A 21,843-nucleotide genomic window follows, 5' to 3' on the forward strand; every position below is an offset into this window, starting at 1 on the left:
CCGGGCAATGCAAAGCGACACCTCCGACCTCACCTCCTGACAAGGACAAGAAGTGCCGGCGCGGCAAGCCTTGGCCGGAGTCATCGTCCGAAGTGACGACGGAGATCGTTGGAAAGCGCGGCGAGAATTTTGCCGGATTTGGCTCCATCCCTACCAGCAGGTGAAGCCACCATCGACCGCGACGATCGCACCGGTCATCAGGCTGGCTGCATCGGAGGCCAGAAAGAGCACGGCCGAAGCCACTTCGTCCGGCTGGCCCATGCGGCCCATCGGCGTGTCGGCCAGCCAACCCGGGATGCGGTCTCGGTTCAGCGGGTTTGCGTGCACCATCGGCGTCTCGATGTATGTCGGCGCCACCGCGTTGACGCGCACGCCGTGTTGCGCCCATTCGGCACCCATCGAGCGGGTCAGGTGATGCACCGCGGCCTTGGAGACGTTGTAGGGCGTCTGCGGCTGCGGCCGGTTGGCGATGGTGCCTGACATCGAGCCGAGATTGACGATTGCGCCTCGCTTGGCCGCGATCATGTGCCGGCCGAAGGCCCGCGAGCACCAGAACACCCCGTTGACGTTCACGTCCATCATCCGCAGCCAGGAGGCGTCGGTGACATCCTCGGCCGCAATGCCGCTCTCGCCGATGCCGGCATTGTTGACGAGGATCGTCACCGGGGTGCCTCGTGCCGCCAGCATGTCGGCAATTTCGGTCATCCGCACCGAAGAAGTGACGTCGCCGACAAGGGCCTCGGCGTCGAAGCCCTTGGCAGCGAGCGCGGCCTTGCCGGCAAGGCCGGCCTCCTCCGTCGGCTCGATCAGCACCAGCCTGGCTCCCGCTTCGGCGAAGACCTCCGCGCAGGCAAGGCCGATGCCGCGGCCGCCGCCGGTAATCGCGGCCACTTCGCCGTCGACCCGGAAACGCTTCATCTGCATGGTGTCACTCCCATTCCGAAATCCCTGAGGCCCGCCGCCGGGGGGGGGGCAGGTCGGTTGTGGCGGGCGCCGTCAGACGTCCTGCGCCTGCGGCAGGATGACGAGGTCGCGAATGGTGACGTTGCGCGGCCGCGAGACCATGAACAGCACCGCCTCGGCAACTTCTCGCGGCTCGATCAGGCTACCCGAGGCGATCGCCCGTTCCAGCCGGTCCTTCGGCCAGTCGTCGAGAAGTGCGGTGCGCACAGGACCCGGTGCGACGGCGCCGACGCGCAGCCCGTGCTTGATCACCTGGCGGCGAAGGGTGTGCACGAAGACCTGCACGGCATGCTTGGATGCCGAATAGATCGGTTCCCACTGGATAGGCTCATGGCCGGCGACCGAGGTTGTGACGATGATGTCGCCGGTCTTGCGTTCGATCATGTGCGGCAGCACCGCCTGCACAGAGCGGAACACGCCGTTGATGTTGAGCGCCAGCATGCGATCCCAGGCGTCCGGGTCGCCGTCCGAGACGTCGCCGGCGACGTAGGACCCGGCATTGGCGTGGAAGATGTCGAGATGGCCCGCCTTGGCGAGAATCTGCGGCAGCATGCCCGCGACGCTTTCAGGGCTGGTGAGATCGACGACGACCGCGTGGGCCGAGGCGCCGAGCTCGGCGCACAGCGCATCCAGCTGGTCCTTTGCCCAGTCGACCAGAAAGACCGTGGCACCCTCGGCCACGGCCATCCTGGCGCAGGCGAGACCGATGCCCGAGGCAGCGCCGGTGATCGCAACGACCTTGCCGGACAGAATTTCGCTCATGAACTTTCCTCCCAATGATTGATGTCGGCTCTGGCGGTCGCGCTAACGCGTGGTGTAGCCGCCATCGACCAGAAGCACCGAACCGGTGACGTATCCCGCCGCGGGCGAGACCAGGAAGAGCACGCAGTTGGCGACCTCTTCGGCGCTGCCATAGCGGCCCATCGGCGTGCGGCCGCGCCAGATCGGGTCCCAGTCCGGGTTGGTGAAGCCGCCGCGCGACATGTCGGTGTCGATGTAGCCTGGAGCGACGGCGTTCACGCGGATGTTCTCGGCGGCGAACTCGCTGGCGAGGCTCTTTGTCATCATGTGCACCGCCGCCTTCGACGCGTTGTACATGACCTGGCGCTGCGGCATGTTGGTGGCGAACCCCGACATCGACCCGACATTGAGAATCGAGCCGCCACCCTGGCGCTGCATGACCGGCAGGACGGCGCGCGAGAAGCGGAAAACCTGGGTGATGTTGGTGGCGATCAGGTCGTTGACCCGCGTGTCGTCGAAATCGGTGGTGTCGCCATGCCGGGCGATCCCGGCATTGTTGATCAGGATGTCGATCTGTCCGTACTTGTCCAGCGTGTGCTGGACCAGTCGCTCGGGCGTATCCTCCGCGGTCGCGTCGGCCGAGACGAAGTCGTATTCGTAGCCTTTGCTCTTGAGCAGTTCATCCGCCTCGGGATTGTCGCGCCGGGCGGTGAGGACGGATCGGGCGCCGGCCTCGCCAAAAATCTCGGCACAGGCGAGCCCGATGCCGCGGTTGCCGCCCGTAATCAGCGCGACCTTTCCATCGAGACGAAATTGACCAAGTGACATGGGTCTCCCTCCCTGGTGTCGTGATCCACGCCCGGACGGCTGTCCGGAGCGCATGCGTGGCGCCGCCCTCAGGCGACACGGTCCGTCGCCGCGATGAATGCCTCGAGCTCGGCGCGGGAACCTGCCCCCTCCATCGGCCCGCGCACGGCGACGTTGCGGGCGCCGGCGGCGTTGGCGTAGGTCAGCGCCTCCGCCGGCGCGAGGCCGAGACGCCGGAGGGCGACATAGGCGCCGCCAAAACAGTCTCCGGCGCCGGTCGGGTCGACTTCCGCGACGGCGAAGGCGGGGCAGTCGATGCGCGTCCCATCGGCTGCAAAGACGGTCGAGCCGCGCCCGCCGCGCTTCAGCGCGATCTCCCCGACGCCGCGGGCGAAGAGGGCGGCGACCGCCTCTGCCTCGCCGTCGACGCCGGCGGCGACGGACAGCTCGCCGCCAGAGGGCAGCAGCAGATCCGCGCTGTCGACGAGCGCCTGAAAGCGCTGATGCGTCTGACCCTGGCCTAGCAGTTCCTTGCGCAGGTTCGGATCGAACGAGACGCTGCCGCCGCGCGCGCGGATCGTTTCCATGGCCTGCTGGATCAGTTCCCAGACGCCGGGAATGGCAAAGGCGGTGCCCATCACGTGGAGGTGGCCGGCACGTGCGAACAGGGCAAGGGATGCTTCCGTCGGCCCGATCTCGGCCGCGGCCGAGGTCGCAATATTGTAGACGAAGTCACGGGTTCCATCGCCACGGTAGCGCACGAAGGCGCTGCCGGTCGGAAGGCACGGGCTGACGGCGATCGCCGAGACGTCGACGCCGTCTTTGCGCAGCCGCCTGATATTGATGCGTCCGAAATCGTCGTCGCCGACACAGGCAACGATGGCCGCCCGGCCGCCGATCCGGGCGCACTGGTCGATGAAGATGGCCGGCGCGCCGCTGGGATAGGGGCCGACCAGATGCAGCGGCTCGAGGAAGCCAAAGCCCGGCTCGACGGCCATGATCTCGACGAGGATCTCTCCGATCACGACGGTCGGCCCGAGCCCGTCCGGCGCCAACCGCGACGGCGTCAACCTGGCGGATGCGTCAGCCATCGCCGGCGCGGCTTTCGCTGTCAGCGGCGTTCATGCCGTTCCTCCCACGCTCGGTCGTTCCCTGCGGGCCACCCAACGGTGACGGGACGGAGTTCGCGTGCCCGGCCACTGGGTCAGGACGCCCGCTGGCGCCGATTTTCAGTCAGGCGTAAACGAGATTGTATCAAGGCGCAACATATTATCAGGGCGAAGGCGGGGGAGCGACGCGGAACGGCGCGCTGGACACCGAGTGGCCAGCCGCGACGGTGTCCAGCGCGTCATCACGCAGGCTCGTCGTCGCTCGGCGCAGCAACCTCGACGTAGCGGGCCGCGTCCACGGAAACGAAACGCTGGTGCATCATGCAGGCTGCACCGAAGGCGCCGCCGAACGCGGCTTCCTCGTTCACGGTGATCTCGGGGCAGGGGAAGCTGCTTTCCTGCCCTTGCTCCACATAGGCCGATACCCGCTTGGCCACGAGCGGATAGAGCGCGGCGACCGATCCGCCGAGGACGATCCTATCCGGGTCGATGATGCGGCAGGCCTGGACGAGGCCGAAGGCCAGCGCCCTTGCCCATTCCTCCGCGATGGCGACCGCGCGCGGTACCCGGTCGCGAACGTCGGCGACCAGCCTGTCGAAGCTCGGCAACTCGGTGCTGTTCGGCTCGCGATAGGCGCCGATCAGGCTTTCCAGTCCGATCATCTCTTCCAGCGTGCGGCCGGGCTCGCCTTCCAGAACCTTCAGATGGCCGATCTCGCCGGCGAGCCCGTGGGCGCCGCGCAGGAGGACGCCGTCGACGATGATGCCGCCGCCGACGCCGCTCTCCAGGACCAGGAACAGGGTGACCCCGGATATCGGCGCCGCTCGGCCATAGCTGGCACCGATGGCGAAGGCATTCGCGTCGTTTTCCGCCATCACCGCGACGGCAACCGGCAGCGCCTTCTCGACGATCTTGGCCAGGTTGAGGTTGCGCCAGCCGAGCAGTGGCGCGATGCGGAGGAGACCGTTCTTGTCCATCTGTGCGGGCACCGACAGGCCCACGCCCTCGCAGCGCTCCCACCGTTCCGGCGGGATCGACTTCGAGGCTTGCCGCACCGCGCGCTCGACCGCCGCCTCGATCCCCAGCGAGGGCACGTCGAGCGGCTCGACACTCGACGAGACGATCTTCGCCTCCAGATCGAGCTCGACGACGCTGATGTGTTCGACGCCGATCTCGATGCCGAGGAAGAACATCGCGTCGGGCACCAGCTGCAACAGGATGCCGGGGCGGCCCGCGCGAGCATAGTTCGGTCTCTCCGCAGCATCCTGCACCACCTCGCGCACAAGCCCGCTGGCGGTGAGCCCGGCGATAATATGGCCGGCTGACGAGCGGTTGACCTTCAGCTTGCGCGCGAGTTCGGCCCGGCTCAGCCGGCCGAACTGGTGGAGTGCCTGCAGGGCGGCGACCTCGTTGCTCTGCCGCACGCGGCGGGGAGAACTGGCGATCGCGGCGGGGTCGGACAACGGCATTTCCTTACGTCGGAAGGCGCGACGGGTTGGCTTGAACGCGATCCTGCATAGAACCGGCACCGGGGGGCTGCAACCCTGCGCGGTCCTCGCGGGCTGGCTGCGATCAGGCGCGGCTCACCGTGGCGCGGCGCCGCGCCGCTTCCTCCCGCCGGATGTCGATATAGGCCTTGGCGTGCCGCGCGAGCGGCAGGTTTTCCGTCCATGTGTCGCGCCAGATCGCGCAGGCGATGGACAGGCCTTCGTCGACGACGGCGCTGGAGAAGGATTCGAATGTGATGTCCCGGTCATAGCCGATGTCCAGCAACGCGTCGAAGATCAGGTCGAAGTTGATGGTGCCGTCGCCCAGATAGCCCCGATTGCTCTCGCCGATGTGGAAATAGCCAAGCCTGTCGCCGGCCAACCGGATCGCGGCGGCGGGGTTGGCCTCCTCGATGTTCATGTGGAACGTGTCCAGGTGGAGCCGCACATGGTCCGAACCGGTGGCGGCGATGAAGTCCAGGCCTTGTGCGGTGGTGTTGAGAAGGTTGGTCTCGAAGCGATTGACGATTTCGAGCACGAGGTCGATCCCCGCCGCCTGGGCGATGTCCGCGGTCCTGGCGATCGCCTCCACGCTGTTCTGACGACCGCGGTCAGTCGGCATCGCGGCGTATTTCATGTGGGCGGAATAGAGAATGCCGCCGAGCTTCGAGCCGCCGACGTCTCGCACGGCCGTCACGGCGCTGGCCAGAAGCGCCTCGCCACGCCTTACCGCATCGGGGTCCTCGCTGGATACGTCGGATGCGGCCGGCAGGCCCATGGTGACGGCGATGTCGAGGTCGAGCGACTGCGCGCGCCTGGCGAGGCGATCGAGGTCAAACTTTTCCGGCCTGAGATAGGCCAGTTCGATCAGCTTGAAGCCACAGCCGGCAGAGGCCTCCATCGCCTTCTCGATGTCGTCCTGGGTGGCCCCGCCAGTCCAGCAGAAGGAATGGATTCCGAGACGACGCATGACTTTCTCCTCCGCAGGGCGCTTTTCTTAATTGTTGTATACCGCAACAAAATGGGGAAGTGCGCGCTTTGTCAAGATTTCGGCGCTGGCACTCCGGAAGCAGGATTTCATCAACTCTCCTCCGCACCATTCCCGAGAGGCAGAGTGCCAATCACAAGTCTAGTGGCAGGCACTATACGGTTGCGCTGCAGTAATTGTTCGCAAATGCGAGATTATTGAGTCTACAGGTTATAGGCTGCAAGGCGTTGGAATCGACAGAGAACCGATGGCGCTGGATGTTCACAGCAGCCGAGGATGAAGCCTTCTGCACTGAAGGACAACGCGGCTGGTGAAGCTGGAAGGCCAATTTGAATGCTATCGCAACAAATGTTGTGCATCCCAATTTTTTGCATTAACGTCCTTGAAGATCTGCGGCGCCGGTCGTCGCGGGCAGCCCGAAATGTCCCTTCGCTGAAGGGGAAATCCACCGTCGAAGACGGGGTGTTTCGCGGTCAATAGTCGGTCCAGATGGTCGACGGCTTTGGGAGGAATAAGCATGAGACGCGCAGTCGCAGTTAGTCTGGCCGCCCTCGCGGCGGGTTTGATGGGCAGCATGGCTCCGGCCCGTGCCGACTTCTGGTCGGACGCCGGTGCCAAGTTCCAGGGCGTCACCCTGCATGGCGTGACCGAAAGCACGCCGCCGTCCAACTACATCAAGGACGTGCTCGCCCCTGAATTCGAAAAGAAGACCGGCATCAAGGTCGAGATCGAGACGACATCCTGGGACCAGATGTACGACAAGGCGATCAAGGACATGGAGGCCAAGACCGGCATCTATGACATGGTCTACATCGAGCAGGACATCATCTACGCCTACCTCTCGCGCAACTTCCTCGTCGATGTCACCAAGACGCTCAAGGACGACCCTTCGCTGAAGGCGCCGGATTTCGATGAATCGCACTTCACCACCTTCGCCAACTACTTCAAGGATGACAACGGCAACCTCTTCGGTGTGCCGATGGAAGCCTTCATCAAGATCTATCTTTACCGGACCGACCTGTTCAACGATCCGGCGGTGAAGGAGGCCTTCAAGACGGAGACCGGCAAGGACCTCGCGCCGGCCAAGACGCACGAGGACTACACGCAGATCGCGGAATTCTTCACCAAATGGGGCAAGGACAAAGGTGAGCAGCTCTGGGGCACGACGGCCCAGGCGCATACCGGCCATCCCGCTTCCTGGTACGAGTTCTTCGAGTCCGTCGCCCCCACGTTCGGGGTCTACAACTGGGGAATCGACACCTCGAAGAACTATGCCGCTTCGGTCGCCAACGGCGGCTCCATGAACAGCGACAAGTCGAAGGCGGCGCTGAAGTACTGGCTGCATCTGCGTGATATCGCGCCGCCGGAATCGGCCGCCAGCACCTGGACCGAGGTCGCAACGACCTTCGCCGCCGGACGCGCGGCGCAGGGCCTCGTCTATGGCGAGAATGCCGCCTGGATCGCCTCGGATTCCGAAAAGTCCAAGGTCGTCGGCAAGGTCGGCGTGGCGCTGCCCCCGGTCGAGCCCGGCGTGATGGAGGAGGTCGAGGCCGGCAAGGGCTATATCGGCTATTATGACGGCGGCGCCTTCGGGCTTCCCGTCACCTCGAAGAACAAGGAAGCGGCTTTGCTCTTCCTGCAATATATCGGGCAAGACTCGGTCCAGAGCGGCTGGGCCGTGGCTGCGCCGCGCATCACCAACACCGCCACCTATGAAGACCCGGGCGTCAAGGACATGGACGCCAAGCTCGGCGGCTACTACACGATGCTGAAGGACGACGGGAAGCTGTTCGCGGGTGCGCCGCCCTATCCCTTCCATGCGCAGGTGCGCGAGGCGACCGCATCGATCTTCTACCGCATCCTCACCGGCGAGGTCGGCCCGGACGAGGGCCTCGACCAGATGGCTGCCGCGGCCGAAGAGGAACTGACCAACCTCGGCTATCGCAAGTAGTCCAGAGCCAGAGGATCACGCCGCCGCCCTGTCGCGGCGGCGTGATCGCCCCTGCGCTCGTCGCTGCACCCTGGTGCGACGCTTCCGATAGGATGGTTTCATGCGGTCGAATACGGTGGGATGGCTTCTCCTCGCTCCCACGCTCGTGATCCTCGGCCTGTTCGGGATCATGCCCTTCATCTACGTGCTGTATGTCGCGTTCCACCAGTGGAACCCGTTCGGCTTCAGTCCGGACATGATCTACAACGGCGCGAAGAATTTCCGCCGCCTGGTCTTCGATCGCGAGTTTCTGCTGTCGCTCTGGGTGACCCTGAAGTTCGCCTTCTTCGCCGTGACCAGCGAGATCGCCCTGGGTTATCTGCTGGCGCAGCTGTTCACCCGCGAGTTCCCCGGCAAGGCGTTCTTCCGAACCATCCACACGCTGCCGCTGATCGTCGCGCCGATCGTCGTCGGATCGGTCTGGCGGCTAATGACGACGCCGAGCATCGGCATCATTCCCTACTATCTCGATGCCTGGTTCGGCTACGAGCTGAACATCGGACGCGATGCCGGGGCGGCCTTCGCGCTGACGGTCATCATGGACATCTGGCACTGGACGCCGCTCGTCACGCTGACGTTGCTGGCGGCGCTCGTGTCGCTGCCCAAGGAGCCGTTCGAGCAGGCGCAGATCGATGGCGCCAGCAAGTTCCAGATCTTCTGGCACATCACGCTGCCGATGATCCGCCCGGCGATCCTGGCGACGGTCTTCATCCGACTGATGGATGCATTGCGCACCGTCGACGAGGTCTGGATGCTGACGGGCGGCGGTCCGGGGGCGGCGACCCGCTATGTCGGCCTGCATATCTGGAAGGTGGTCTTTCCCAAGACCGATTACGGCTACGGCTCGGCCATTTCGGTCATCGTTCTCTACCTCACCCTGGTGATGTGCTGGATCCTTTACGTCGCGCTCGTCGCCCCGCGCGACAGGAAGAAGAGGACAAGCTGATGCCGACCGAGCGTCCCTACCTCGCCATCCTTCTCTGGTCCATTCTCAGCATCGCGACCCTGTTCCCGGTCTACTGGCTGTTCGTGATCTCCGTGAAGCCGGCGGTCGATCTTTTCACCACGCCGAGCGTCATCCTCGACTCCGTGTACTGGAAGAACTACGCCGACGTCCTCGGCAACGAGACGCTTCGCCGCTACATGATGAACTCCATCATCATCTCGACCGGCAACGCCTTCCTGGTCACGACGCTCGGTTTCATGGCGTGCTATGCGCTGTCGCGCTTCGACATCGCCGGCAAGGAAAACATCTTCTTCTGGACCATTACCAACCGGATGGCGCCGGCGGCGGTTTTCCTGCTGCCTTTCTTCCTGCTGTTCACGCAGGTCTTCGCGATTGGCGACTGGAAGCTCTACGATACCAGAATCGGCATGATCCTGTTGTATTGCACCTTCAACCTGCCCTTCGCGATCTGGACCCTGCGTCCGACGATCGACGGGATCCCGAAGGAGCTCGACGAGGCGGCGACCGTCGACGGCTGCTCGACCTGGCAGGTCATCAGCCAGGTGATCTTCCCGCTGGCGCGGCCGGGCCTCGCGGTGACGCTGATCCTGACCTGGGTCTTCGCCTGGAACGAGTTCCTGCTGGCCGCGACGCTGACCAGCTTCAACGCCCGCACCATCACCACCGGGCTCTCGGAATACGTGACCTCGACCGGCACCGAATGGGGCACCATGGCGGCCATCGCCATCATCACCCTCATTCCGGCCCTGATCATCTTCTCGGTCGTGCAGCGGCATATCGTGGCCGGCCTGACCTTCGGCGCGGTGAAGGAGTAGACGGATGAACCAACTCGTCGATCTCGATGCCGCCGACGAAGAGGCCGCCATCGTCGCCGCCGCGCCGGAGCGTCGCGGCTTCCTGCCGATCGTCACCAACTGGTTCGACCGGCTGTTCATGGGAATCTACCTCTTCGTCGCGCTCGAGCTTTTCTGGCTGCGCTTCGTCGAATGGATGGTGCCGCTGACCGTCTGCCACATCCTCGCCGTGGCGCTCGGCGCGCTGATCATCTGGAAGGGCTGACGATGAACGCCGAGGGAGGGGCGCGATGAGGGCGCTGGTGCTCGAAGAGAAGATGAAGCTGTCGATGCGCGACGTGGCCGTCGACGATGCGATGGGACCGAACGACGTGCGCATCAAGCTGCACACCGTCGGCATCTGCGGCTCGGACGTCCATTATTACACGCACGGTGGCGCGGGCATCTTCCAGGTCAAGGCGCCGATGATCCTCGGCCACGAGGCCTCCGGCACGGTGATCGAGGCCGGCACCGCAGTGACCAGCCTGGCCGTCGGCGACCGCGTCTGCATGGAGCCGGGGATTCCCGATCCCCTGAGCCGCGCGACCCGCCTCGGCCACTACAATGTCGATCCGGCCGTCCGCTTCTGGGCAACGCCGCCGGTGCACGGTGTGCTGAGGCCGACCGTGGTGCATCCGGAAGCCTTCACCTTCAAGCTGCCGGACAACGTCTCGTTCGGCGAGGCTGCGATGGTCGAGCCGCTCGCCGTCGGCGTGCATGCCGCGATCAAGGCGGATGTGAAGCCCGGCGACGTCGCGCTCGTCATGGGCGCCGGGCCGATCGGGCTCGTCACCGCGCTGTCGGCTCTGGCCGCCGGCTGCGCGCGGGTCTTCGTCAGCGACGTCGATCCGACGAAGCTCGCGCTGGCTGCCAGCCTCGGCCCGATCATTCCGGTCAACATTGCCGCGGAGGACGCCTCGGCGGTGATCCTCAAGGCCACAGACGGCTGGGGGGTCGAGATCGTCTTCGAATGTTCCGGCAACGGCCGGGCGGCGGCCGGGGTGTTCGACCCCCTGTGTCCGGCGGGCCGTGTCGTCTTCATCGGGTCGCAGATGCACGACGTCGCCTACAACGTCGGCAAGGCCATGGTTCGCGAAGCCCGCGTCGAGCACGTCTTCCGCTACGCCCATGTCTTTCCGCGCTGCGTCGCCATGCTTTCGTCCGGCGCGATAAACGTCAAACCGCTGATCACGCGTCGTTTCGCCTTTGAGGAAAGCGTCCACGCCTTCGAGGTCGCCGCCACGGCTCCGGCCGGCGAAGTGAAGATGCAGATTGAGCTGCCCCAGTGAGAGGATCGATGAATGGCTGAGGTCAGCGTCAAGAATATCGTCAAGCGCTACGGCAGCGTCCAGGTGATCCACGGGGTGGACGTCGACATCAAGGATGGCGAGTTCGTCGTGCTGGTCGGCCCTTCAGGCTGCGGGAAATCGACCTTGTTGCGGATGATCGCCGGCCTCGAGGCGATTTCCGGCGGAACCGTCAGCATCGGCGGGCGGGTGGTCAATGACATGCTGCCGAAGGACCGCGACATCGCGATGGTCTTCCAGTCCTATGCCCTCTATCCGCACAAGACCGTGCGCGAGAACATGGGCTTCTCGCTGAAAATCAAGGGGCTGCCGAAAGCCGAGGTCGAGGCCAAAGTCGCCAAGGCCGCCGATATCCTCGATCTGGCCAAGCTGCTCGACCGCTATCCCAAGGAGCTTTCCGGTGGTCAGCGCCAGCGCGTGGCGATGGGGCGGGCCATCGTGCGCGACCCGCAGGTCTTCCTGTTCGACGAACCCTTGTCCAATCTCGACGCCAAGCTGCGCGTGGCGATGCGCGTCGAGATCAAGGAGTTGCACCAGCGCCTGAAGACGACGACGGTCTACGTCACCCACGACCAGATCGAGGCGATGACCATGGCCGACAAGATCGTCGTGATGAAGGACGGCCATGTCGAGCAGATCGGCAAGCCGCTGGAACTCTACGACAGCCCGCGCAACATCTTCGTCGCCGGCTTCATCGGCTCGCCTTCGATGAACTTCATCAAGGGCCGGATCGATGAGGCGGATGGCAGGCCCGTCTTCGTCTCCGACAAGGGGGCGACGCTGCCGGTCGGCGAGGTTCGCGCCGAGAAGAGCCAGTCGGTGATCTACGGCATCCGGCCTGAGCACATTGCCATCGGACCTAGCGGAATTCCCGCACGGGTGTCGCTGCTGGAACCCACCGGCTCGGAGACGCAGATCTTCGCCAGGATCGGCGGCGACGCGATCGATGCGGTGGTCAAGGACCGGGTCGACGTCAACCCCGGTGACGAGGTGCTGTTCACCATCGACCCCCGCCGGGCCCACATCTTCGATGCGAAGACGGCGGCACGGATCTGATCCGCACTGGGGCAGGTTGCAAATCTTCCCGGACATCAAGGAAAGGCAGGCCATGGATTTCGAAGGAAAGCGCGTCATCGTCACCGGGGCGGGCAAGGGGATCGGCAGGGCGACCGCCGTCATGCTGGCCAGGCGCGGCGCTTCCGTCGTCGCTCTGACGCGATCGCCCCGCGATCTGGAGACGCTGGAGGCCGAGATCGGCTGCATCTCGATCGCGGTCGATCTCGCCGACGCCGACGCCACGCGTGCCGCCGCCCGCCAGGCGCTACCCGCCGATCTCCTGGTCAACTGCGCCGGCACCACGGAGCTCGAAGCCTTTCTCGATGTCTCGGTCGAGAATTTCGATCTTCTGCATGCGGTCAACACCCGCGCGCCGATGATCGTCGCCCAGGAGTTCGCTCGCGAACGCGTCGCCTCGGGCCGCAAGGGAGCGATCGTCAACGTCTCGAGTTGCGCCTCCTTCGTCGGCATTCCCGACCACGCGGCCTACTGCGCGTCGAAGGCGGGCTTGGACGGGCTGACGCGGGTGATGGCGAAGGAACTGGGACCAAAGGGCATCCGCGTCAACGGCGTTGCGCCGACGGTGACGCTCACTCCGATGGCGGTCAAGGCGTGGAGCGACCCGGACAAGGCTGCGGCGATGCTGACGCGCATCCCGCTCGGCCGCTTCGCCGAGCCGGACGACATCGCCGAGGTGATCCTTTTCCTGCTGACGGACGCCGCCGGCATGGTGCATGGCCTGTCGATGCCGGTCGACGGCGGCTATCTGATCGCCTGAGCCGCCGGTGTCGCGTCGTGCCATCGAAGTTGGGCGATCACGGTGCGCCGTGCGGCACACGGCAGGGGTGAACGATTGCACTTGACCCTGCGTCAGACGAAGACTTCATAAGACAGGGTGAGCAACCCGGAAAGGGTCCCAGGGAGCAGGTGTGGGAGCACCGTGCAGAGGAAGAGCTCATCCAAGGGAGGACGATATGGAGCGTCGCACGATACTGAAAGCCACCGCCGCCATGGCCGCGGTCGCAACCATCGGCCTTGGGGTCGCACCCGGAAACACCCAGGAACCCAAGAAATACCGGATAGCCCTGATTCCCGGGCTGACGACCGATGCCTTCTACATCACCATGCGCAAAGGCGCGCAGGCTGCGGCGGACGCGCTCGGCGTCGAGCTGGCATTCCAAGGGGGGCCGGAGTTCAATCCTGTCGTGCAGGTGCCGGTGCTGGACGCGATGATCGCCCGCAAGCCGGATGCCATCCTGATCGCCCCTACCGACAAGACCCAGCTCGTGGAACCGCTGCGCAAGGCCTTCGATGCCGGCATTGCCGTCATCACCGTGGACACCTTCATCGGCGAGGGAAAATACCAGACCGGTCAGGGCGGCGCCGATTTCCCGCTGTCCTACATCGCGTCGGACAATGTTCTGGGCGGGCGCATGGCGGCGCGGGCGCTGGCCAAGGCGATCGGCGAGGGTGGCGGCAAGGTCTACGTCTCCAACGTCAAACCCGGCATCTCCACCACCGACCAGCGCGAGGAAGGTTTCAAGGCGGAAATGGCCGAGAATTTTCCCGGCATCAGCGTGCTCGAAACTCAGTTCAACGAGAACGACGCCAACAAGGCAGCGAGCCAGCTGCAGGCGGTCTTTGCCCGCAACCCCGACCTCAAGGGTGTCTTCGGCGCCAACCTGTTCTCGGCGCTCGGCGCCGGCAACGGCGTCCAGCAGTCTGGCCAGACGGGCACTGTGAAGGTCATCGCCTTCGACGCGCCGACGTCGATCGTCGACAACATCCAGTCCGGTCTCGTCGATGCCGCGATCGCCCAGCATCCGGCCGAGATCGGCTATTACGGCGTCGTCTCGGCCTTCGCCCACCTCACCGGCCAGTCGATCCCGGTCTCGATCGGCACCGGCTTCACCGTGATCGACAAGGACAACGTCTCCGATCCCGAGGTCGCCAAATACATCTACTCGGACTGAGCCTGTGGCCGGGTCCCTCAGCCGCGGCGGCGGCCGGGGACCCGGCCTTCCGCCCGTCCGATCCCCATTCGGCGATCACGAGCACGATCGCCGCCGAGCAGGTGAAGCAATGTCATCATCACTAAGCGACGGTCCGGCTGCGGGCGGGGACGCCAAGCCGCAGGCCGACCATGCCGACCGTACGCGGACGATCCTGCAGCGGATTGCCGAACTGCGCGCTTGGCTGTTCCTCCTGGCGCTGGTCCTCGGTTTCGAGGTGTGGGCCCGCAGTTCATTCGGCGGCACCTTCATCCTCAACCCGTTCAATCTGCAGTCGATCGCGATCTTCGCCGTGGCGCCGCTGCTGCTGGCGACGGGCCAGACCTTCGTCATCATTTCCGGCGGCATCGACCTCTCGGTCGGGTTCGTGATGGGATTGGCGGCGGTGGTCGCGGCCCATGTGATCAATCTCGCGACGCCATCGCTCGGCATGCCGCTGGGTGTTTTCGTCGGCTTCGTCGGCGCCGTCTGCGTGGCCGCGATCCCCGGCTTCATCAACGGCCTCCTGATCTCGCGCCTGCGCGTGCCGCCGTTCATCGGAACGCTCGGCATGTTCGGCGTCGCCCGCGGCGCGGCCTTCCTTTTGGCCAATGGAACGACGGTGCCGGTCAACAACGCCTTCTTCGCCTTGATCGGCAACGGGCGGATCTTCACCATTCCCTATATCGTGATCATCACGGCCGTCTTCATGCTGTTCATGCACTACGTCCTCAGCCAAACCCGCTTTGGCCAGCACAACTACGCGATCGGCGCCAATGTGCAGGCGGCACGGCGAGCGGGCATCAACATCCGCTCGCATCTTCTGCGCCTCTACATTCTCTCGGCCTGCTGCGCCGGCCTTGCCGGGGTGCTCTATTCGGCCCGCTTCAATGCGGGTGCCGCGCAGGCCGGCGAGCCGCTGCTGCTCGACTGCGTGGCCGCCGTGGTGATCGGCGGCGCGAGCCTTTTCGGCGGGTCCGGCACGCTCCTCGGCACCATTGCCGGCGCCCTGGTCATCGCCGTGATCCAGTACGGCCTCGTCTTCGTGAATGTCGAGCCGTTCTGGCAGTTCATCAGCGTCGGCGTGGTGATCATCATCTCCGTGCTGATCGACCAGGCGCAGCGCCAGTTCGGCGGAGGCCGCGTCGATGAGTGAAACCGTCCGGCCGATCCTCGAAGTGGTGAACCTCTCCAAGCATTTCGGCGCTGTCCGGGCGCTCGACGACTTTTCCATGAGCGTGCGGCCCGGCGAGGTCGTGGCGCTGGCAGGCGACAATGGCGCCGGCAAGACGACGCTGATCAAGTCGATCTCCGGCGTCTTCCGCCCGACCTCGGGCGAGATCCGTCTGGAGGGCGTGCCCGTCAGCTTCGCAACGCCACAGGAGGCGCGAGACAAGGGGATCGAGACGATCTACCAGGACCTCGCGCTCGCCGACAACCTGTCGATCGGCGCCAACATCTTTCTCGGCCGCGAGCCGATGACGCGCAAGTTCGGCTTTCTGCCGGTGCTCGACCGCAAGAAGATGGCCGACGCCGCACGCCAGACCATGGCGCTGCTCGACTTCCATGTCTCGCGCATGGACGCGCCGGTCAGCAATTTTTCCGGAGGCCAGCGCCAGGCCGTCGCCATCGGCCGCGCCGTCTACTGGAATGCGCGAATCCTGATCATGGACGAGCCGACGGCCGCGCTTGGCGTGCCCGAACAGCGCAAGGTGATCGCGCTGATCCACCAACTGAAGGCGCAGGGACGCGGCGTCATCTTCATCTCGCACAATCTGCAGGACATTTTCGCCGTGTCCGACCGCATCGTCGTCCTGCGCCGCGGGGTCACCGCCGGCGAGCGGAGAATTGCCGAGACGACCCATGACGAGGTGGTCAAACTGATGGTGGGCGGCTGAGGCTCCGACGTGGGGCGGGCGGAACCTCGTGCGACGTCGCCCGATGCACCGCGTCGGGGCGGGCGGGTGGCGCCTGTGCCTACGGCTGAAAAGCCCGCAGCGCGCTGACAACGAGCGCGTGATCCTCGACATCGGGCAGGCCGCTGACGACGACGGCGCCGATGCAGCCTGTTCCCGTCAGAAGGATCGGGACGCCGCCGCCGCTGGCCACGTAGTCGCGATCGGCCAGTCCATAACGTTCGCCAAGCGATTGGCCCTTGGCTTCGCAGAGGAGCCGCATGGCGAGCGAGGACCGCCTGAAGCGCATGACGGTGTTTCGCTTGCGCCGGATCCATTCGGCATTGTCGGGAGTGGCCCCCGGCAACGCCACGTGAAACAGGACATGCTCGGCGAGACGATCTCGATGGCAATTGGCAAGGCATGGTCTGACGCATGTTGTCGAATCCAGGAGCCGACCCTCCAGGCAAGATTGGCGTCGAATGCCGGAAATCCAAGTCCGGATTCCTGGCTTGCGATATCCTCAAGTCCCAGAACGGTCATCACTCGCCTTCCCGCCACCTTCTGCCCTTCATACGCGAAGGGCCGCGTTCAAGTCGCGCGGTCCACCCGGTGAAGGACCAGCCCGCCCCAGATGGCCGCCTGCCAGCCCAGACTTGCATAGACGATTTCCGGCGACCGGACACCGCTCCCCGGCGGCCGACACGCGCCAATGTGGCTTGCCAGAGCCTCGCGCGGATAGCCCGGCATGTCGACCACGCCGCCACCGATCAGCAGCCGTCGCGGCGAAAACAGCGCCAGCGCGGTGGCGATGGCGATGGCCTGATCACGGATCAGAATAGCCAGCGCTTGAGAGAGGGTGGGGATGCCTGTCTGCAGAAACACCGACCCGACGTCGATCTCGAATTCAGCCGAAAGACTGGCGAGGGCAGCGCCGGAGGCGTGCGTTTCCAGGCTCGCAGGGATCTCGCCGGGGGAGGCGGGGCGCCACGGGATATGCCCGATCTCCAGCGCCCATCCGCCGCCCCGGAAAATGCCGTGCTCCCCGAGATAGGCGGCGCCGATACCCGTGCCGATATAGACAGCCAGAATTTCCGTTCTGCCGCGAACGGCGCCGGCGCGGGCTTCGCCGAGAAGCTGAAGCACCACGTCCCGCTCGAGCTGCACCGGGCACCGCAGCGCCTTCGACAGTTCCGTGGCGAGGCGGTGCCCCTCGAGCTCCGGGACGTTCTTGGCGTGCAGCACGGTATCGAAATCATGATCCAGGAAGCCGGGCACGGTCGCGACGACAGCTGTCGGCGACAGTCCGGCAGTCGTGCAGGCTTCGATGACGAGGGTTGCGAGATCGGCAGCGGGGTCCGCCGTGCGAATCCGCTGGGTCGCGAACGTCCGGGTGAAGTCGCTCGGCCTGCCATCGACGCCGAAGCCGATCTTCACCGATGTTCCGCCGATCTCGACCACGGCCAGAACGTCGCCAGTCATGTCAGGCGTCCCAGAAATGCCTGCAGCGCCGATTGGAAGTCGCGGCGATAGGCATCCCGATCGACGGCCTTTGGCGTGATGCGGACGAGTTCGGCGCCAGGAATCAGGCCGGCCAGCTTTTCTGCCATGGCCTCGGGATGCGCGAGATCCTGGCCGTGGCCGATCACCAGCACCGGCCTGTCGATCGCGGCGATCTCGGCTTCCGTCACGCCCGGCCCGTCCGCGGCGATGGCCGAGAGCAGGGCGCCGAAGGTTTTTGGTTCTGCCCGGGCGAAGAAGCCGGCAAGGCTGCTCAGATTGTCCGGTGCGAGGCGGGCAAGGGTCTCGGCAATCTCGCTTTCCATGAAACGGAGACGCGCCTCCTCGGGCTCGAAACGCTGCAGGAGATCGCCGACGAGGCCGTAGGGCCGCATGTTTTCCGGCGCGCGTTGCGTCACCCAGGCCGGACGGGCCAGGATCACGGCCCGCACCGTCTCCGGTCGGCGAACGGCGAGACGCAGGGCGATCGCTGCGCCCATGGAGATGCCGCCGACGACGGCCCGTCCGATGGCCCGTTCGTCGGCGAGCGCTGCGACGTCGTCCGCAAAACCTGCGATCGAGAAGCCGGTGGTCGGGCCGAAGGGCGAGCCGCCCTGACCGCGGCATTCCAGGGTGATCCGGCGAAGGAGAGGAGAAGTCGGCATGACGTCGGCAACCTGCGCCGCATCGCCGCCGAGGCCATGCTGAAACAGCAATGGCAGCCCCGTGCCGACGTCGCGATAGCGCAGCGCCAGTCCGTCGCGGACGAAGTGCCGGTCCGTCATCGTCCGCCGCTTTCGGCGACAATCCCGCCGAGATAGGCCGCGACATCCCTTGCCTCGGTCTCCGACAGGCCATGCGTGACCAGCGGCCCGTCGAAGCCAGCGCTGCGCAACCGCGCGACGAAATGCGGAAAGTCGATCACGCCGCGACCTGCTGCGGTGAAGCCGCCCTTCGGGTCGCGGTCCTTGGCATGCGCCATCGCGATGCTTCCGGCGAGGAGATCCACGGCCTCGTCCACGAGGCGGCGGCGCTCGGCCGGTTCGGCCACCTCGAACAGGTTGGCGGGATCAAGGACGACACGCAGCCTTGGGCTCGCCATCGTCTCGATCATTCGGCGCGCATCGGCGGCGGACGCCACGACATTGGCAAGTTCCGGCTCGATGCCGAGGTCGGCGTCGAAACGCTCGGCGATCTCCAGCGCCTTCGTCATCTCGGTGCAGAGCGCGCGCCAGGCTTGCGGCGTCGCGTTGTCGGCGTGCCAGCGCCATTGGTCGACCGGATCGCGCGTGCCGGTGCACAGTGTCACCAGACGCGTCCCCATCGCCGTCGTAGCGGCGCAGAGAGTTTCCAGCCGCTCCATGCCTCGTCGGCGGACGGCCGGGTCCGGGTGGACCATGTTGTAGGTTCCAGACACCGCCTCGATGACGATGCCGGTTTCGCGTGACGCGGCACCGATCGTCGCGGCAACCGCCGGATCGATCCGGTCGGGCATCGAGGGAAGGCCGAGGCAGGCGAGGTTGAACTGCGCGCCCTCATAGCCGGCGGCGGCTACCGCCCGCAGCGCCGGTTCGGCGCCGATCGCGGCAAACGTCTTGGCGAAGATTCCGAGCCGCATCAGACGGCCCCGGTCGCGTCGGCAAGGCGGACAAGCCTGCCGGTCTCCGCCGAGTGCGCCACGGCGACCATCGCGCGAACCGAGGCAATGCCGTCATCGATGTCGGCGCCGACCATCGGCGCGCCGTCGAGGATGACCCGCGCGAAGGCTTCCACCTGTCGGCGGTAGAAGTGCCCGTCAGCGCCGAGCGTCCGGTGCCAGCCGCCATCGGCCTCGCGAAAGATGTCGACTTCGCTGCTTTTGTAGAACCAGGGATTGTAGGTTTTCGCGAGCACGCTGCCGTTCTCGCCGTAGATCTGGAAACCTTCGTGCCAGTCCATGCGGACCGCGACGGTCAGATCGAGATGGCCGATCGTGCCGTCGGCGAAATGCGCCGTGACCAGCCAGCAATGGGCACCGAAGCGCTGGGTGAGGTGCGCCTCGACCGCTTCGATCGGGCCGCCGAGGTGACGGGCAGTGTCCAGCAGATGGCATCCGTGCGCCAGCATGTAGTAGCGCTTCAGGTTCGCCTTGGGATTGACCGCCGGCTTGCGGGCGCTGGCCGAGGTAACGATCAGCGGCTGCACGGCGTCGGTCATCGCGTAGCGGTGGGTGTTGTCGCAGTACCAGCCCTTGTAGGCGAGCTTATCGCCCATCTCGTTGTCGACGAACGCCTTGGCGCTCTCGATACCGGCATCGAAGCGCTTCATATGGCCGACCTGCAGCAGCTTTCCCGACGCCGTGACCGCCTCGCGCAGTCCTTCGGCTTCCTCGATGTCGACGCCGAGCGGCTTTTCGCAGAGCACGTGCTTGCCGGCGGCGAGCGCCAGCCGCGCAGCCTCGATGTGAAACGCGTCGGAGGTGGCGACGATCACCGCGTCGAGGTCCGGATCGTCCAGCATGGCGCGGTAGTCGGAGAATGACCGCGCCGGCGCGAATGTGGCGGCCATCCGGTGGCGCAGATCGTCGGCGACGTCGCAGATCGCGTAGAGCTCGGCATTGCGCGCCTTGGTGCAGGATTCCAGATGCGCCGCCTGGGCGATCGGCCCGCACCCGAGCACGCCGATGCGCAGCCGCTTCTCATCTTTGGCCATCGTGGGTGTCCTCTTGGCCGCTGCCGGGAGGGCAGGGCAGCGCCGCCGGCGTTTCGTTGGAAAGCATGGCCTGGTGCATCAGGTAGGCTGCCCCGAGCGCCGGACGGTTGATGTCGGCGGCGGCGGTCTGGATCAGCGGCATCGGGTAGCCCTCGACCAGCGCCGACCGCATGAGGGCCTCGATGCTGGCGGCGACGAAGGGATAGACCGCGCCCACCGAACCGCCGACGATGATGCGTTGCGGCTCCAGCATGCAGACGACGGCCGTGAGCCCCCGGGCGAGCCATCGTCCCCATTCTTCCGCGGTCAGCCGAGCCAGCGCTTCGCCTTCGTCCAATGCCGCCAGAAAGGCATCGAGGGATCGGGGCGTGCCGGCCCGATAAGCATCGCGCGCGAGAAGCGCGCTTTTGCCGACATAGCTCTCCAGGCGTCCGGGGCGCACGGAGTCGAACACGTAGCCCTCTTCGCCGACCGGCATGTGGCCGATCTCGCCGGCGCCGCGCAGCAGGCCCCGATGCAGCCGGCCGCCGCTGATGATGCCGCCGCCGAGCCCGTTCTCGATCAGCACCACCAGCACGTCCTCGGGGTCGTGGTTCTCGCCGGTCCAGCGATAGGTCTCGGCCACGGCGAAGGCGTTGGCGTCGTTCTCGAGCAGGATGGGCACATCGCCATCGAACGCTTCTTCCAGAAGCTTCGCCAGCGGCAGGCCGTGCCAACCGAGGATCATCGCGTGATGACTTTCCCCGTCTGCAGCGGGGAAGCCGGGAATGGCCACGCTCAGCCCCCGCACCCTGCCGGGCACGGGCAGCGTCGCCGTCACCGCGTGGATCAGGGCCACCGTCGCTGCGATCGTTTGGACCGGGTCGCTGTCGCGGCCGTCGAAGGCTCGGCCCATTCTGGCACGGACCGTGCCGGCGAGATCGATGGCCAAGGCTTCGATCCGGTCGATACCGATATCGGCACCGAGGAAGAAGGCACCGTCGCCGTCGATCTCGACGAGGATTCCCGGTCGTCCCACTCTGGCTCCGCCATCTTCCACGCCCTCCGGATTTTCGCGGGCGAAGCCGGCTTCGACGAGGCTCTGCACCAGATTGCCGGTCGTCGAGCGGGTGAGGCCCAGGGAACGGGCGAGTTCGGCGCGTGTCATCGGCCCCTGCCGGAACAGCACCGTCAAGGCCCGCGCCTCGTTCGTCTTGCTCGACAAAATCACCAATACAACCGCCATTTGTTTGACTGAAAAACTAATTCGCGGATAGTCAGGCGTCAAATCGCTCATGAGTGATGCAGTGCACTGCCATCCACCGCGTGGGAGTGCAGATTGTCGATGGCTGAATTGTCTGGATTGTTCGAGGAAAGTACAATTGGCGATCGGGCGGGACGGCATGGCGCTCCTGGCCGGGAACCGGGCGGCAAGACGGAAACGAGCCTGCGTGCAGGACGGGGCGCGCAGCATGCCGGTCGTCTGCCGGCGGGGCATCCAGAGGGCTTTCTCGAAGCCTTGAGCCGGCCCTACGAGGG

21 protein-coding genes and 1 pseudogene are annotated in these 21,843 nt (G+C 65.7%); 10 read left to right on the forward strand and 12 right to left on the reverse strand.

What is annotated here, in order from left to right; translation table 11 throughout:
- Positions 1-150: 150 nt before the first annotated feature.
- From Sa4125_RS09725 to Sa4125_RS09750, 6 genes are all read right to left on the reverse strand, one after another.
- Entirely contained in the window at positions 151-924 is a 774-nt protein-coding gene (locus tag Sa4125_RS09725; RefSeq protein WP_224006478.1) for an SDR family oxidoreductase, read from the reverse strand.
- Positions 925-996: 72 nt separating this feature from the next.
- Positions 997-1,725 (reverse strand): SDR family oxidoreductase, encoded by a 729-nt coding sequence (locus Sa4125_RS09730; RefSeq protein ID WP_224006481.1) that lies wholly within the window; start codon positions 1,723-1,725, stop codon positions 997-999.
- Positions 1,726-1,767: 42 nt separating this feature from the next.
- Positions 1,768-2,532, reverse strand: a complete 765-nt coding sequence (locus tag Sa4125_RS09735) for a glucose 1-dehydrogenase (protein WP_224006484.1) — start codon at positions 2,530-2,532, stop codon at positions 1,768-1,770.
- Positions 2,533-2,600: 68 nt separating this feature from the next.
- Positions 2,601-3,602 carry a sugar kinase gene (locus Sa4125_RS09740; RefSeq protein ID WP_224006487.1) on the reverse strand — a complete coding sequence of 334 codons (1,002 nt, stop codon included), beginning with the start codon at positions 3,600-3,602 and terminating at the stop codon, positions 2,601-2,603.
- Between the two features lie 260 nt (positions 3,603-3,862).
- Positions 3,863-5,083: an ROK family transcriptional regulator gene (locus tag Sa4125_RS09745; RefSeq protein WP_224006490.1), complete on the reverse strand. Its 1,221-nt coding sequence runs from the start codon at positions 5,081-5,083 to the stop codon at positions 3,863-3,865.
- A 109-nt stretch (positions 5,084-5,192) separates the two neighbouring features.
- Positions 5,193-6,077 (reverse strand): sugar phosphate isomerase/epimerase, encoded by an 885-nt coding sequence (locus Sa4125_RS09750; RefSeq protein ID WP_224006492.1) that lies wholly within the window; start codon positions 6,075-6,077, stop codon positions 5,193-5,195.
- 535 nt (positions 6,078-6,612) lie between these two features.
- Here Sa4125_RS09750 and Sa4125_RS09755 point away from each other — a divergent pair.
- From Sa4125_RS09755 to Sa4125_RS09800, 10 genes are all read left to right on the forward strand, one after another.
- A complete protein-coding gene (locus Sa4125_RS09755) occupies positions 6,613-8,046 on the forward strand; it encodes an extracellular solute-binding protein (RefSeq protein WP_224006495.1) in 1,434 nt (477 codons plus the stop codon).
- Between the two features lie 100 nt (positions 8,047-8,146).
- The gene (locus Sa4125_RS09760) at positions 8,147-9,031 is read left to right on the forward strand and encodes a sugar ABC transporter permease (RefSeq protein ID WP_224006498.1); all 885 of its coding nucleotides are present in this window, start codon (positions 8,147-8,149) and stop codon (positions 9,029-9,031) included.
- Positions 9,031-9,867: a carbohydrate ABC transporter permease gene (locus tag Sa4125_RS09765; protein ID WP_224006500.1), complete on the forward strand. Its 837-nt coding sequence runs from the start codon at positions 9,031-9,033 to the stop codon at positions 9,865-9,867. The genes Sa4125_RS09760 and Sa4125_RS09765 overlap by 1 nt, the downstream gene beginning before the upstream one ends.
- A 4-nt stretch (positions 9,868-9,871) precedes the next feature.
- Positions 9,872-10,111, forward strand: a complete 240-nt coding sequence (locus Sa4125_RS09770; protein ID WP_224006503.1) for a DUF2160 family membrane protein — start codon at positions 9,872-9,874, stop codon at positions 10,109-10,111.
- Positions 10,112-10,136: 25 nt separating this feature from the next.
- Positions 10,137-11,174 (forward strand): NAD(P)-dependent alcohol dehydrogenase, encoded by a 1,038-nt coding sequence (locus tag Sa4125_RS09775; RefSeq protein WP_224006506.1) that lies wholly within the window; start codon positions 10,137-10,139, stop codon positions 11,172-11,174.
- Positions 11,175-11,186: 12 nt separating this feature from the next.
- Complete coding sequence (gene ugpC / locus Sa4125_RS09780; RefSeq protein WP_224006509.1) at positions 11,187-12,248, forward strand: sn-glycerol-3-phosphate ABC transporter ATP-binding protein UgpC; 1,062 nt, start codon at positions 11,187-11,189, stop codon at positions 12,246-12,248.
- 52 nt (positions 12,249-12,300) lie between these two features.
- Positions 12,301-13,026: an SDR family oxidoreductase gene (locus Sa4125_RS09785; protein ID WP_224006512.1), complete on the forward strand. Its 726-nt coding sequence runs from the start codon at positions 12,301-12,303 to the stop codon at positions 13,024-13,026.
- A gap of 196 nt (positions 13,027-13,222) precedes the next feature.
- On the forward strand, positions 13,223-14,221 hold the full coding sequence (locus Sa4125_RS09790) for an ABC transporter substrate-binding protein (protein WP_224006515.1): 999 nt from the start codon (positions 13,223-13,225) through the stop codon (positions 14,219-14,221).
- A 109-nt stretch (positions 14,222-14,330) separates the two neighbouring features.
- A complete protein-coding gene (locus Sa4125_RS09795; protein ID WP_224006518.1) occupies positions 14,331-15,395 on the forward strand; it encodes a ribose ABC transporter in 1,065 nt (354 codons plus the stop codon).
- A complete protein-coding gene (locus Sa4125_RS09800; RefSeq protein ID WP_224006521.1) occupies positions 15,388-16,137 on the forward strand; it encodes an ATP-binding cassette domain-containing protein in 750 nt (249 codons plus the stop codon). Before Sa4125_RS09795 ends, Sa4125_RS09800 begins: the two co-directional genes overlap by 8 nt.
- A 79-nt stretch (positions 16,138-16,216) precedes the next feature.
- On the opposite strand, the pseudogene Sa4125_RS09805 reads toward Sa4125_RS09800, so the two are convergent.
- The 6 genes and pseudogenes from Sa4125_RS09805 to Sa4125_RS09830 form a co-directional block, all read right to left on the reverse strand.
- Positions 16,217-16,677, reverse strand: a pseudogene (locus Sa4125_RS09805) (heme-degrading domain-containing protein).
- Positions 16,678-16,725: 48 nt separating this feature from the next.
- Positions 16,726-17,595 carry an ROK family protein gene (locus tag Sa4125_RS09810; RefSeq protein ID WP_224006524.1) on the reverse strand — a complete coding sequence of 290 codons (870 nt, stop codon included), beginning with the start codon at positions 17,593-17,595 and terminating at the stop codon, positions 16,726-16,728.
- Between the two features lie 17 nt (positions 17,596-17,612).
- A complete protein-coding gene (locus Sa4125_RS09815; RefSeq protein ID WP_224006527.1) occupies positions 17,613-18,419 on the reverse strand; it encodes an alpha/beta hydrolase in 807 nt (268 codons plus the stop codon).
- Entirely contained in the window at positions 18,416-19,252 is an 837-nt protein-coding gene (locus Sa4125_RS09820; RefSeq protein WP_224006530.1) for a sugar phosphate isomerase/epimerase, read from the reverse strand. The genes Sa4125_RS09815 and Sa4125_RS09820 overlap by 4 nt, the downstream gene beginning before the upstream one ends.
- Positions 19,252-20,325: a Gfo/Idh/MocA family oxidoreductase gene (locus Sa4125_RS09825; protein WP_224006532.1), complete on the reverse strand. Its 1,074-nt coding sequence runs from the start codon at positions 20,323-20,325 to the stop codon at positions 19,252-19,254. Before Sa4125_RS09825 ends, Sa4125_RS09820 begins: the two co-directional genes overlap by 1 nt.
- Positions 20,312-21,778, reverse strand: a complete 1,467-nt coding sequence (locus tag Sa4125_RS09830; RefSeq protein WP_224006535.1) for an ROK family transcriptional regulator — start codon at positions 21,776-21,778, stop codon at positions 20,312-20,314. The genes Sa4125_RS09825 and Sa4125_RS09830 overlap by 14 nt, the downstream gene beginning before the upstream one ends.
- Between the last annotated feature and the right edge of the window lie 65 nt (positions 21,779-21,843).

The sequence above is a fragment of the Aureimonas sp. SA4125 genome (assembly GCF_019973775.1).
GTDB lineage: Bacteria > Pseudomonadota > Alphaproteobacteria > Rhizobiales > Rhizobiaceae > Plantimonas.

Bases quoted from the DNA above. Each gene is read 5' to 3' on its own strand.
- Sa4125_RS09725 (WP_224006478.1), bottom strand. From the start codon at position 924: ATGCAGATGAAGCGTTTCCGGGTCGACGGCGAAGTGGCCGCGATTACC.
- Sa4125_RS09730 (WP_224006481.1), bottom strand. From the start codon at position 1,725: ATGAGCGAAATTCTGTCCGGCAAGGTCGTTGCGATCACCGGCGCTGCC.
- Sa4125_RS09735 (WP_224006484.1), bottom strand. From the start codon at position 2,532: ATGTCACTTGGTCAATTTCGTCTCGATGGAAAGGTCGCGCTGATTACG.
- Sa4125_RS09740 (WP_224006487.1), bottom strand. From the start codon at position 3,602: ATGGCTGACGCATCCGCCAGGTTGACGCCGTCGCGGTTGGCGCCGGAC.
- Sa4125_RS09750 (WP_224006492.1), bottom strand. From the start codon at position 6,077: ATGCGTCGTCTCGGAATCCATTCCTTCTGCTGGACTGGCGGGGCCACC.
- Sa4125_RS09755 (WP_224006495.1), top strand. From the start codon at position 6,613: ATGAGACGCGCAGTCGCAGTTAGTCTGGCCGCCCTCGCGGCGGGTTTG.
- Sa4125_RS09760 (WP_224006498.1), top strand. From the start codon at position 8,147: ATGCGGTCGAATACGGTGGGATGGCTTCTCCTCGCTCCCACGCTCGTG.
- Sa4125_RS09765 (WP_224006500.1), top strand. From the start codon at position 9,031: ATGCCGACCGAGCGTCCCTACCTCGCCATCCTTCTCTGGTCCATTCTC.
- Sa4125_RS09770 (WP_224006503.1), top strand. From the start codon at position 9,872: ATGAACCAACTCGTCGATCTCGATGCCGCCGACGAAGAGGCCGCCATC.
- Sa4125_RS09775 (WP_224006506.1), top strand. From the start codon at position 10,137: ATGAGGGCGCTGGTGCTCGAAGAGAAGATGAAGCTGTCGATGCGCGAC.
- ugpC (WP_224006509.1), top strand. From the start codon at position 11,187: ATGGCTGAGGTCAGCGTCAAGAATATCGTCAAGCGCTACGGCAGCGTC.
- Sa4125_RS09785 (WP_224006512.1), top strand. From the start codon at position 12,301: ATGGATTTCGAAGGAAAGCGCGTCATCGTCACCGGGGCGGGCAAGGGG.
- Sa4125_RS09790 (WP_224006515.1), top strand. From the start codon at position 13,223: ATGGAGCGTCGCACGATACTGAAAGCCACCGCCGCCATGGCCGCGGTC.
- Sa4125_RS09795 (WP_224006518.1), top strand. From the start codon at position 14,331: ATGTCATCATCACTAAGCGACGGTCCGGCTGCGGGCGGGGACGCCAAG.
- Sa4125_RS09800 (WP_224006521.1), top strand. From the start codon at position 15,388: ATGAGTGAAACCGTCCGGCCGATCCTCGAAGTGGTGAACCTCTCCAAG.
- Sa4125_RS09815 (WP_224006527.1), bottom strand. From the start codon at position 18,419: ATGACGGACCGGCACTTCGTCCGCGACGGACTGGCGCTGCGCTATCGC.
- Sa4125_RS09820 (WP_224006530.1), bottom strand. From the start codon at position 19,252: ATGCGGCTCGGAATCTTCGCCAAGACGTTTGCCGCGATCGGCGCCGAA.
- Sa4125_RS09825 (WP_224006532.1), bottom strand. From the start codon at position 20,325: ATGGCCAAAGATGAGAAGCGGCTGCGCATCGGCGTGCTCGGGTGCGGG.
- Sa4125_RS09830 (WP_224006535.1), bottom strand. From the start codon at position 21,778: ATGCTGCGCGCCCCGTCCTGCACGCAGGCTCGTTTCCGTCTTGCCGCC.